Raw genomic sequence first — 11348 nt, 5'->3', positions numbered from 1 at the left:
TCCTCGTTCCGGCTGTGCCTGTTCTCTGGTGCGGTGGGTCGTCCGTCGGGGTCGGGTCAGGGGCGTACGGGAGCCTCCGCCGCGCGGAAGCCGGGAGGTGCGACATCGACGGCGCGCTCGTCCGGTTCGGTGAGGCGTCCCGCCGAGGCGTACGCGGCGCGTTCCCCGGCCGTCGGGGAGAGGGCGACGAAGGCGGAGGTGATGAAGAGGTAGGAGCCGAGTCCGACGGCGAGCGGGAAGATGAACTGCATGAGCGACGCGCCCGACAGAGCGGCGGCGGAGGGGACCACGTCGACCCGTACGGCGAGCATGCCCGTGTAGTGCATGCTGCTGACGGCCGCGCCCATCACCAGCGAGGCGAGGGCCACGGCCGCGGGCCGGTGGATGTGGAGCGCCGCCCAGAGCGCGGCCGTCGCGGCGACGACGGCGATCAGCACCGACAGGGCGACGAGCAGCGGGTCGTACCGCACCTGGCCGTGGAGCCGGAGCGCGGCCATGCCCAGGTAGTGCATGCACGCCACGCCGACGCCCGTGGTCAGTCCCCCGACGAGGAGCGAGCGCACCGGGTCCCGTCCGTAACCGACGGCGAAGACCCCGACGCCGACGACGGCCATCGCGCCGACGAGGCTGAGGAGGGTGAGCGGCACGTCGTACCGGATGTCCGTGCCCGTCACGCCGAAGCCGAGCATCGCGACGAAGTGCATCGTCCAGATGCCGGTTCCGATCGCGGAGGCCGCGGTGAGCAGCCAGTTGCGCCGTGACCGGCCGGTGGCGTCGAGCGCTCGTACGGTGCAGCGCAATCCGAGGGCGGCGCCGATGCAGGCCATCGCGTACGACAGCACGGGTGTCAGCCAGCCGAAGGTGGCGTGGTCCAGGTGTCCCATGGCTCAGGGACGCTAGTGCGCATCGGGGGGCGCACCGGGGGCGCATTTCGAAAGCTGTTGGAATATGACAGAGAGACGATCCCGAACGATCAGGCCGGACTCGAACGTGGACACAGAAGGTTCACCCCTCCGTGTGAGGAATCGCGCGGATGCGTGGGCGATCATGGGTTCATGAGCGATGACCCCACACGCGTACGAGAGTTCTTCGGCGCCCGCGCCGCCGACTGGGACCGCCGCTTCCCGGACGACGGCCCGGCGTACGCCGCCGCCGTGGGCGAGCTCGGCCTGCGCCCCGGCGACGCCGTGCTCGACGCCGGCTGCGGGACCGGTCGCGCGCTCCCGCCGCTGCGCGCCGCCGTCGGCCCGTCCGGCACGGTGATCGGGGCCGACCTCACGCCCGAGATGCTCGACGCGGCCGTCGGCGCGGGACGCGCGGGCGAGAGCGGCGGGGCGCTGCTGCTCACCGACATCGGTCGGCTGCCGCTGCGCGACGGCGCGCTCGACGCGGTGTTCGGGGCCGGCCTCGTCTCGCACCTCGCGGAGCCCGTCGAAGGCCTGCGGGAACTCGCCCGGGTGGTACGGCCCGGGGGCCGCCTGGCGCTGTTCCACCCGATCGGGCGGGCCGCCCTCGCGGCCCGTCACGGCCGGCAGATCACCCCGGACGACCTGCGCGCCGAGCCCCGGCTGCGCCCCCTCCTCGCCGAGGCGGGCTGGCGGCTCGTCAGCTATGCCGACGAGGACACCCGCTATCTGGCCCTCGCCGTCCGCGAGGGGTGAACTCGACCCCTCTCCGACCCACGAGCCCCCTCACCGGTCCGACACTCCCGCCCAATGCGCCCCCCGTCCGAAGCCCCTCCCCCGGAATGATCTCGACCGCGGCTATCACCGATACCAACGCACCCTTCTTTACCGGCACTTCACTGTCTACCGTGGACTTGCCGGGCAGTCGTGCCCGGGAGAGGCGGCGGGCCGTGGCAACAGTTCCGGAAAGACTGCGCAGACTCCTCCCCTCCGGCCGGAAGGCCCCGGAGACCGCCGCGCCGGCGCCTCCGCGCCCCCGGCAGGGCCACAACCTCTTCGAGGCGGCGGCCGAGTACGTGGCCGCCTGCGCCGAGGACGATCCCGTGCGGGCGGAGGAGGCGGCGAGCCGGGTCTCCCCCGGCATGCTCTCCTTCGGCGTCAACGAACTGGCCTGCCGTGCGCTGATCACCCTCGCGCGGGAGCGGAACCAGTCGCCCCGCGCCGTGGCCCGCTCCCTGCTCGGCCTCCGCGATCCGTCCGCGGCGCCACGGGCGGCCGACACCTGACCGACCCGCGAGAGGCGGCGAGGTTCCCGGGCGAAGACCCTCGACGGACGGGTTACCCACTGGTACGGTGCGCCGACGACCGGATGGGGAGGATGCCGTGACCGGGACGGACCCGATCGCCGAGGCCGACGCCGACGCGCTGTTTGTGCTGACCGCGGCGCTGCTGACGCCCGGGCGCTTCCCGAGCGTGCTCGGCGACGACTACCCGGCGGCCTGTGCCGCACTCGGTCTGCAACCGTACGCCGAGGGGTACGGGCTCGTGTTCGGCCAGGACGGGAACGGGGCGCGGTGGACGGTCGTCGTCGACGACGTGTCGCTCGTCGCCGTGGCCATCTCGTCCTGGGACTGCGGCATGGCCTACGACCTCTCCCCGGACGAGCGCTCGGTGGTCGCCGGGCTGCCGGGCTGGCCGCTGCCTGTGGCGACCGCCGCCCCCGGCGTCCCCGCCCCGCACGACCCGGAGCCGGAGGAGGGGGACCCCGAGCCCCTCGCACCGCCCTCCGGCGCCGAGTGGGGCCCGGCCCAGCGCCGGCTCGGCGCTGACGAGGTGGCACTCCACTGGGACACCTGGCGGGCCCAGGTGGGAGGCACGACCGACGACAGCGGCCCAGCCGCGCCGGCCGGGAGCAGCCAAGCCGCTCCAGCCCCCGCCGCTCCCCCCGAAGACGCCGCTCCCCCCGCCGCCAGCACCGGCGCCCGTAAAGTCCTGGAGGAGCTGCGCGGATACCTGGAGGACCCCCCGCCGGTGGGCCGGGTGCGCGAGAACGCCGGGATGCTGCGCGCGGACGGTCCCGGCTGGTCGCTCGTGGCCAGGACCGACGACATGGCGTTCGTCCTCCTCGACGACCTGCCGCGCGAGGTGCTGCCCGTGACGCGGGGCCCCCGGCTGCCCGCCCTCCTCGAAGCGCTCGACGCGATGGCGGTACGCGCCTCCTGAAGGCCGCCTCCGGCCGCGCCCCTCCTCCCGGGGCGACAGGGGACTCCATAGGACGACGGCTCGTGGTGTGGTTCGACACCATGGCCCGGCGGTACGGGCGCGTCGCACGATGTGGCGCCGCACCCCCGTCCCGTCGTCCCACCGGAGGCTCATCATGCGCCTGATCCCAGGCGTGCCCCTGCTCGCCGCGCTCCTCACCGGAGTCACCGTCCTCGCTCCCGCGAGCCCCGCCGGGGCCCAGACACCGGCCGCCGCGCACTGCGCGCGCCAGGACCGGCTCCACGTGCCCGGCGCCGAACGGCACGCGTCCGCCTGTCTGGACGACCTCACGACCGCCGGGCTCGCCGGCACGCCGTACACCGACATGGCGGACCAGGCGGGGCTCGCCGCGAAGGGGACCCGCAATCCCTCGGGGGTGCCCGGCGTCCAGGTCGACGGCTACTTCCCCGACGACTCGCGTCTGAACACCACCCACGGCTGGGCCCATGACGCGCAGTTCGTCATCCGGCTGCCCGACCACTGGAACGGCGGGCTCGTCGTCACCGGGTCCCCCGGCAGCCGCCGCCAGTACTCCACGGACGCGCTGATCTCCGACCAGGTACTCGCCCGGGGCTTCGCCTACGCCGCCACCGACAAGGGCAACACCGGCCCGGACTTCTTCACCGACGGACGCGAGCCGGGCGACGCGGTCGCCGAGTGGAACCGCCGGGTGACCGAGCTGACGCGGGCCGCGAAGAAGGTCGTGCGGCAGCGCTACGGCCGGGCCCCGGAGCACACGTACATGACGGGCATCTCCAACGCCGGCTACCTCACGCGCTGGCAGCTGGAGAACCGGCCGGAGCTGTACGACGGCGGGGTCGACTGGGAGGGCGTGCTGTGGACGGCCCGGGGACCGAACCTCCTGACGAGCCTGCCCGTGACGGTGGCCAGGACCCAGGGCCGCGCGACCGACGAGGACCTGATCGCGGCGGGCTTCGCGCCCGGTTCGCGGTTCCTCTGGCCCTACCACGAGAAGGCCTACTGGGGTCTGACGCAGAAGCTCTTCCGGGCCGAGTTCGACCCTGCGTACGACCCGGCCTGCCCCGGCTCCACGGCCGGCGGGACGGTGGAGGAGATCTTCGCGCCCTGCGCCTCGGACGCCTCGTACGACTACGCGTCCCGGCCGCCGTCGGTGCACCGCGCGGTCGCGAGGGTGGCGCTCACCGGGCGGATCGGCAAGCCGCTCATCACGCTCCACGGCGACCTCGACACCCTGCTGCCCATCAGCACGGACTCCGACGTGTACGCGGGGATGATCGACGGGCGGGGCCGCGGTGCCCTGCACCGGTACTACAGGGTGCAGGACGGGACGCACACGGACGGTCTGTACGACACGTACCCGGACCGGCTGCGGCCGATCCTGCCCTGCTACCGCTCCGCGTTCGACGCCCTGACGCGCTGGGTCGAGGAGGGCACGGCGCCGCCCGCGGACCGGACGCTCGCGCGACCCGCGAGCGGTGACCTCGTCAACTCCTGCGCCCTGGAAAGTTGAGGGCGCCTCGCGGGAGGCTACGCCGCACCCTCGGCCCGGAGCGGGGCGCCCACCTCGTGCAGGTGGCCGAGGGCCTGGCGGTACGAGTCCACGAAGCCGGTCTCGGTGTACGGGACGCCCAGCGCCGCGCAGTGGGCCCGGACCGCGGGCTGCGCCAGGCGGAGGTTCGGGCGCGGCATGCTCGGGAAGAGGTGGTGCTCGACCTGGTAGTTGAGGCCGCCGAGGAACCAGTCGGTCAGGGCGCCGCCCCGGATGTTCCGTGAGGTGAGCACCTGGCGGCGCAGGTGGCCCCAGCTGTCGCCGTCCTCGTGCTCGTCCGGCCGGTCCATGCCCTTGTGGTTGGGGGCGAAGGCCATGCCGAGGTGAACCCCCAGGAGCATCTGGTGGACGAGGACGAAGACGAGGGCCTGGGCGGGCGTCAGGAGCGTGAGGAGCAGGGTCGCGTAGCCAGCGAAGTGGGCGAGGAGCAGCGCGCCTTCGACGATCCGCTCGCGCCGGGTGCGGCAGGGGCCGTCCTTCGCGAGCAGGGCCTGGACCCCGTACACCTTGAGCGCGATGCCCTCCAGGGTGGTCAGCGGGAAGAACAGCCAGGCCTGGTGGCGGGTGAGGAAGCCGCGCAGCCCGGCGCGGCCGGCCGTCTGGTGCTCGGCGAAGACGAGGATGTCGGCGGCGACGTCCGGGTCCTTGTCCAGGTGGTTGGGGTTCGCGTGGTGGCGGTTGTGCTTGTCGTTCCACCACTCCCGGCTCATGCCGAGGAGGAGGTTCGCGTGGACGAGCTGGAGGATCCGGCTCGTCCTGCGGTCGGCGGTGATCTGGGCGTGGCCGGCGTCGTGGCCGACGAAGGCGGCACGGGCGGACAACAGGGCGAGGGGGACCGCGAGCGGGAGCGCCCACCACGAGGGTCCGATCAGGGCGAGTCCCGCCGCGACGGCGGCGATGCCGAGGAGGTTGACGACGATGCCCCGGGCGTACCAGCCGGGCCGGTGTTCGAGGAGGCCCTGTTCCCTGACCGTACGGAGGAGCGGGCTGAACTCGCTGCCGCCCCGGGCGCGGACGGGCGCCGCGAGGGGTGCGGCGGCCGGGGGCAGGACGGTGGCCTGGGACATGGCGGGCTCCGGTTTCTGTCGGTCGGTGGGGTCGGTGGGCGCCTACCGAGAACCTACGGATCCGTGATCGTCCGGGGCCATGGCGTCACCACCCGTCCACCGCCGGGGGCGCGCCGGGGGGCGGGGGTGGGGCGAGCCCCACCCCCGCGCCGGGACCCCGGCCGGTATGGCGCGGATCACTCCGGGAAGGTGCGCGTCCCTCGATCCGGCGAGGTATCCTCGGCGACTCGGTCACCAGGTAGTCAAATTTGAGGAATGCGTTGTCGCTCTCGCACGGATCCGACGAACCGGCCCGCGAACCCGCCCGGGAACCCTCCCCCGGGCGCGAACTCTTCCGTCACTCCGCCGTCTTCCTGCCCGCCGATCCTCCGCGCGCCGGACGGATCGCCTTCTGGTCCCCGGACGGCGAACCGCTGCCGGCCGCCACCGGTGCCGCGCGCGGCACCACCCTCACGGTCGTCGAGGGCGACGGCCTCCGGGCCGTGACCGTCCCGGCCCTCACCCTGCCCGTGCGGGACGCCCTGCCGTCGCTCGGCCGGGCCCGCTTCTCCGACGACGCCTCCCCCGCCGCCGCCTTCTGGGGCGCGGCCTCGCTCCTCGCCCTGGACCTCGTGGCGCGCGGCCTGCTCCTGCCCGGCCTCAGCCCCGCCGACCACGACGCCTGGCGTGTGGGACCGCTCGGCACCGGGGAGCTGGCCGAACTCCGTACGCTCGCCGCGTCGATGCCGCCCGCCGCCCACGCCGTACCCCTGCCGCTCCCCACGTCCGAGTCCGAGTCCGAGCCCGACTCCGACTCCGACATCGTCACCCCGCCCGTCGACGAACCGCTGCTGCTGCCCGAACCCGATGCGCTGCTCCGTGCCTTCGCCGACGCGGTGGCCGACACGCTGCCCCGTTCCCCGGCGGCTCCGCTCGCGGCCGGCGGGGACGCCTTCGCCGCCGACGCACCGCAGACGGTGCCGGAGCAGCGGGCGTGGGCCGCCGACGTGGCGGCGGTGTACGACGCGGGCGTGAGGCTCTCGCTCCGCCTCGAACTGCCCGGCTTCACCGCGGAGTCGCCGGAGGCACCCGCCTTCCGGGCGGTGCTCCAACTGCACGACGTCGCCGACCCGACCCTGGTCGCGGACGCGGCGGACGTGTGGGCGGGATCGGGCCGGGTGGGCTCCTCCTTCGGTCCCCGGGCCCGGATGGACGCCCTGCTCGCCCTGCGGCGCGCCGCCCGTGCCTGGCCCCCGCTGTCCCCGCTCCTGTCCTCGGCCGTGCCCGACACGGTCGACCTCGCCGACGAGGAGCTCGTGGAACTCCTCGGGCCCGCCGCCGAGTCCCTCGCCGCGTCGGGCGTACGAGTCCACTGGCCGCGTGAACTGGCCGACCGGCTCTCCGCGCGCGCGGAGATCGGCCCGGCGGGAGCGGCCTCCGGTCCCATTCATGACGGCAAGTCCGTCGGAGGCGCGGGCGAAGGAGATTCCGTCGCCGGCCCGGGCGACGGCGTACGCGCCTCCGCGCTGCCCTCCTACCTGGCCACGGACTCGCTCCTCGCCTTCAACTGGCGCTTCGCCGTGGGCGACCACGAGCTGTCCCGGGCCGAGCTCGACCGGCTCGCGGAGGCCGGTCGGCCGCTGGTGCGGCTGCGCGACCGCTGGGTCCTCGTCGACCCGGCCGAGGTCCGCCGCGCCCGGGCCCAGCAGGACCGCAAGGTCACGCCCGTGGACGCCCTCTCGGCCGTCCTCACGGGCACGACCGAGATCGACGGCCGTCCCGTCGACGTGGCCGCCACGGGCTGGCTGGAGCGGCTCCGGGAGAGGCTGGCCCGGCCCGAGGGCGAGCGGCCCGAGATCGCGCAGCCCCCGGCGCTCGCCGCCACCCTGCGGGACTACCAGCTGCGCGGGCTCGCCTGGCTCGACCGGATGACCTCGCTCGGGCTCGGCGGCTGTCTGGCCGACGACATGGGCCTCGGCAAGACGATCACCGTCATCGCCCTGCACCTGCACCGCCAGGCGGACCCGGCCGCGACGGGGCCCACCCTCGTCGTGTGCCCGACCTCGCTGATGGGCAACTGGCAGCGGGAGATCGAGAAGTTCGCGCCAGGCACCCCCGTGCGCCGCTTCCACGGCGCGGCACGGGACCTGGAGGAGGTCTCCGGCGGCGGCTTCGTGCTCACCACCTACGGCACCATGCGGCGGGACGCCGAGCGGCTCGCCGCGCGGACCTGGGGACTCGTCGTCGCGGACGAGGCGCAGCACGTCAAGAACCCGTACTCCGCCACGGCCCGGCAGCTGCGCACCATCGGCGCACGCGCGCGCGTGGCGCTGTCCGGCACGCCCGTGGAGAACAACCTCTCCGAGCTGTGGGCGATCCTCGACTGGACCACGCCGGGGCTGCTGGGCAGTCTCGGCGCCTTCCGCACCCGGTTCGCCTCGGCCGTCGAGGGCGGCCGGGATCCGGCCGCCGCCGCGCGGCTCGCCGCCCTCGTGCGGCCCTTCCTGCTCCGCAGGCGCAAGTCCGACCCCGGCATCGCCCCCGAGCTGCCGCCGAAGACCGAGACCGACCGGACCGTCTCCCTGACGCCGGAACAGACCGGTCTGTACGAGGCGGTGGTGCGCGAGACCCTGGCGGCGATCTCCGAGGCGGACGGCATGGCGCGCCGGGGGCTCGTCGTGAAGCTCCTGACGGGCCTCAAGCAGATCTGCAACCATCCCGCCCAGTTCCTCAAGGAGGAGCGGCCGAGGATCGAGGGCCGCTCGGGCAAGCTGGAACTGCTCGACGAGCTCCTCGACACGATCCTCGCCGAAGGGGCCGCCACCCTGGTCTTCACCCAGTACGTGGGGATGGCCCGGCTCCTGGAGACGCACCTCGCGGCCCGGGGGGTGCGGACGCAGTTCCTGCACGGCGGCACGCCCGTCGCCGAGCGCGAGGCGATGGTCGCGCGCTTCCAGGCCGGTGAGGTCCCCGTCTTCCTGCTGTCGCTGAAGGCGGCCGGCACGGGGCTCAACCTGACCCGCGCCGAGCACGTCGTGCACTACGACCGCTGGTGGAATCCCGCCGTGGAGGCGCAGGCCACCGACCGCGCGTACCGGATCGGGCAGGACCGGCCGGTCCAGGTCCACCGCCTGATCGCCGAGGGCACGATCGAGGACCGGATCGCCGCCATGCTCGACCGCAAACGCGAGCTGGCGGACAGCGTGCTGGGGACCGGCGGGGACACCCCGCCGGAGCTGACCGAACTGACCGACGCCGAACTGGCGGAGCTGGTGCGACTGCGAGGGGACGGACGATGAGCGGATACGGGCAGGAGCACGGCCGGCGGCACGGTCAGGGGCAGGGGGACGAGGAGCGGACGTTCGCGGCGCTGCCTCCGGCGCTCGGCGGCGCCTTCACCCGGACCTGGTGGGGCCGGGCGTGGCTGAAGGCCCTGGAGGACTCGGCGCTCGACCTCCAGCAGCTCAAGGCGGGACGGCGGCAGGCGCGCGCGGGAGCGGTGGGAGCCGTCTCGGTGCGGCCGGGCCGGATCACCGCCATGGTCAAGGACCGTGACGGCACGTCGTACCGCGGCGACGTACTCGTACGGGAGTTCACCGAGGAGCAGTGGGAGCGGCTCGTCGACCTCGCCGTCGACAGCGCGGGGCACATCGCGGCGCTCCTCGACCGCGAGATGCCGCCGCATCTGGTGGAGGACGCGGCGGAGGCCGGGCTCGACCTGCTGCCGGGCGTCGGCGACCTCGAAGCGGAGTGCGGCTGCGAGGCGTGGGACCACTGCCCGCACACCACGGCGCTCTGCTACCAGGTGGCCCGGCTCCTCGACGAGGACCCGTTCGTCCTCCTCCTGATGCGGGGGCGCGGCGAGCGCGCGCTCCTGGAGGAGTTGCAGGCGCGCAGTGCCGCGCGGGCCGCCGCGCCCTCCGCGCGCGGGGACGGCGAGCCGGCCGGCCGCCCGGTGGGACCGGGCGGCATGCCGGGCGTGTCGGCGGAGGAGGTGTTCGCGGCGGGGTTCCTGGTGCCTCCGTTGCCCGGCCCTCCGGTCGTGCCGGCGGCTCCGGGCCGGTCACCGTCCCTGGACACCGACACCCCGCCGGAGCCGGGGGTCGATCCGGCGGCCCTCGAACTCCTCGCCACGGAGGCGGCGGCGCGCGCGCATCGGCTGCTCCGCACCCTGACGGTGGCCGACGGCGTGGGCGACGCGGCAGAGGAGGGCGTAGAGGCCCGGCTGACGGTCGCTCAGGACGCGGTCCGGCTCGCGGCGGGCGCTCCGGTGCCCTGGGTCGCGGCGCGGCTCGCCTCCGGTTCGGGCAGGTCGCGCGCGGAGCTGGAGCTGGCGGCACGCGCGTGGCGGTTCGGCGGGCCCGCCGCCCTCTCCGTACTGGACGAGGAGTGGGCGCCGGAGGCCGAGGCGGTCGACCGGGCGGCGGTGCGGCTCGCCGAGGCCTGGGACGACGGCGACCGGCCGGCACTGCGCCGCTCCGGGGCGCGGTGGACGGTCGTGGGCGCGGAGGCGCAGCTGCGGCTCGGCGAGGACGGACGCTGGTGGCCGTACGTGAAGGCCGGGGCGCGCTGGTCCCCGGCGGGTCCGGCGGAGCGTGACCCGGCGGCCGCCCTGGCGACGGCCTTCGCCGCCGGGGCTACCGGAGCCGGCGGCTGAGCGTGCCGGTGGTGGTCGCCAGGCTGCACGCGACGGTGTGCGCGCCGAGGAGGTGGCTCGACCGGTACGGGTACTGGACGAAGGTCGTCCAGCGCGTGCCCAGCGGCTGCCGGGTGGCCTTGCGGCGGAGCGGTTCGCGGCAGAGGACGGTGGCCGCCTCGCGTACGGCCTGATCGGTGGCGAAGGTGCCGGTCAGGCGGAGCCGCGCCACCAGTTCCGCGCGGTGGGGCGTGTCGCAGCGCCGCCGGAGGGCGGTGCCCGGCGCGTCGCGGTCGATGTCGAAGCACTCGCCCACGCGCAGCGCCTCGAAGGAGACCGGCAACACGCGACGCCGTTCGCCCGCCGGGCGTCCGGAGGGGCTGGTGGTGGCCGAGGGTGTGGTCTTCGACCGGCGCGGCGTCGGTGACGTGCTCTCCCTCGGCCGGCCCGAGCGGTGCCCGGACGCCGTGCGGGTCGGCGTGGCGCCCGTGGTGGCGGCGTGCGGGGGCGTGCTCGCGATCGGCGTGTCGGCGGGTCCGGCGGTCGGGGTGGCGGATCCCGTGGAACGGGTGACGACGGGGGACGGCACGCCGACCGGGTCGCCGCCCGGCCGTCCGTCGGCGAGACCGGCGCCTTCGTGTCCGCCCCGGGCCGTCAGGAACGCCCCGGCCACCAGGGCGGCCGTGAGCAGCGGCACGAGCGGCACACCCCACCAGCGTGCGCGCCGGGCCGCGGGCCCGGGCCTGGGTGCACCGGCGCGTACGAAGCGGGCCGGCCACGCCGCCTCGGCACCGGGCGCGTCCGGTACGGGGCCCACGCGGTCGGGTCCTGCCGCCGTGGGCGTGTCGGACCCGACCGGGCGGCCGGGCTCGGGGGTGTCGGTCGGGAAGATGTCGGTCGGAGGAGGCACGGGGTCAAGGTTCGCCGTTCGACGGCGGCGGTACCAGGGTTCACCGGTCACCGGACGC

9 protein-coding genes are annotated in these 11348 nt (G+C 75.1%); 6 read left to right on the top strand and 3 right to left on the bottom strand.

Going from position 1 to position 11348, the window contains the following annotated elements:
• Positions 1 to 56 precede the first annotated feature (56 nt).
• Complete coding sequence (locus ACFYXU_RS20595) at positions 57 to 884, bottom strand: MHYT domain-containing protein (RefSeq protein ID WP_376512937.1); 828 nt, start codon at positions 882 to 884, stop codon at positions 57 to 59.
• Between the two features lie 171 nt (positions 885 to 1055).
• Here ACFYXU_RS20595 and ACFYXU_RS20590 point away from each other — a divergent pair, with 171 nt between their 5' ends.
• The 4 genes from ACFYXU_RS20590 (at position 1056) to ACFYXU_RS20575 (ending at position 4659) form a co-directional block, all read left to right on the top strand.
• Positions 1056 to 1661, top strand: coding sequence for a class I SAM-dependent methyltransferase (locus ACFYXU_RS20590; protein ID WP_376512935.1), 606 nt, complete (start codon positions 1056 to 1058; stop codon positions 1659 to 1661).
• Between the two features lie 194 nt (positions 1662 to 1855).
• Positions 1856 to 2191, top strand: a complete 336-nt coding sequence (locus ACFYXU_RS20585; RefSeq protein ID WP_361391904.1) for a hypothetical protein — start codon at positions 1856 to 1858, stop codon at positions 2189 to 2191.
• A gap of 97 nt (positions 2192 to 2288) precedes the next feature.
• Positions 2289 to 3128, top strand: coding sequence for a hypothetical protein (locus ACFYXU_RS20580; RefSeq protein ID WP_389459137.1), 840 nt, complete (start codon positions 2289 to 2291; stop codon positions 3126 to 3128).
• 154 nt (positions 3129 to 3282) lie between these two features.
• Positions 3283 to 4659 carry a tannase/feruloyl esterase family alpha/beta hydrolase gene (locus ACFYXU_RS20575; RefSeq protein WP_389459134.1) on the top strand — a complete coding sequence of 459 codons (1377 nt, stop codon included), beginning with the start codon at positions 3283 to 3285 and terminating at the stop codon, positions 4657 to 4659.
• A gap of 17 nt (positions 4660 to 4676) precedes the next feature.
• On the opposite strand, the gene ACFYXU_RS20570 is transcribed toward ACFYXU_RS20575, so the two are convergent.
• Positions 4677 to 5765: a fatty acid desaturase family protein gene (locus ACFYXU_RS20570; protein WP_389459132.1), complete on the bottom strand. Its 1089-nt coding sequence runs from the start codon at positions 5763 to 5765 to the stop codon at positions 4677 to 4679.
• Between the two features lie 260 nt (positions 5766 to 6025).
• Between ACFYXU_RS20570 and ACFYXU_RS20565 the strand changes: the two genes are divergently transcribed.
• Complete coding sequence (locus ACFYXU_RS20565) at positions 6026 to 9043, top strand: SNF2-related protein (protein ID WP_389459130.1); 3018 nt, start codon at positions 6026 to 6028, stop codon at positions 9041 to 9043.
• A complete protein-coding gene (locus tag ACFYXU_RS20560; RefSeq protein WP_376517405.1) occupies positions 9040 to 10401 on the top strand; it encodes an SWF or SNF family helicase in 1362 nt (453 codons plus the stop codon). The genes ACFYXU_RS20565 and ACFYXU_RS20560 overlap by 4 nt, the downstream gene beginning before the upstream one ends.
• Here ACFYXU_RS20560 and ACFYXU_RS20555 read toward each other — a convergent pair.
• Positions 10382 to 11290, bottom strand: a complete 909-nt coding sequence (locus ACFYXU_RS20555; RefSeq protein ID WP_389459128.1) for a hypothetical protein — start codon at positions 11288 to 11290, stop codon at positions 10382 to 10384. The genes ACFYXU_RS20560 and ACFYXU_RS20555 overlap by 20 nt on opposite strands.
• Positions 11291 to 11348: the final 58 nt, after the last annotated feature.

The sequence above is a fragment of the Streptomyces sp. NPDC002232 genome (assembly GCF_042890295.1).
GTDB lineage: Bacteria > Actinomycetota > Actinomycetes > Streptomycetales > Streptomycetaceae > Streptomyces.
Note: the sequence above shows the minus strand (reverse complement) of the source record. Positions and strands in the feature narration are given on the sequence as shown.

Excerpts from the sequence above, each read along its gene's own strand:
- ACFYXU_RS20595 (WP_376512937.1), bottom strand. The coding sequence starts at position 884 with ATGGGACACCTGGACCACGCCACCTTCGGCTGGCTGACACCCGTGCTG.
- ACFYXU_RS20560 (WP_376517405.1), top strand. The coding sequence starts at position 9,040 with ATGAGCGGATACGGGCAGGAGCACGGCCGGCGGCACGGTCAGGGGCAG.
- ACFYXU_RS20575 (WP_389459134.1), top strand. The coding sequence starts at position 3,283 with ATGCGCCTGATCCCAGGCGTGCCCCTGCTCGCCGCGCTCCTCACCGGA.
- ACFYXU_RS20570 (WP_389459132.1), bottom strand. The coding sequence starts at position 5,765 with ATGTCCCAGGCCACCGTCCTGCCCCCGGCCGCCGCACCCCTCGCGGCG.
- ACFYXU_RS20590 (WP_376512935.1), top strand. The coding sequence starts at position 1,056 with ATGAGCGATGACCCCACACGCGTACGAGAGTTCTTCGGCGCCCGCGCC.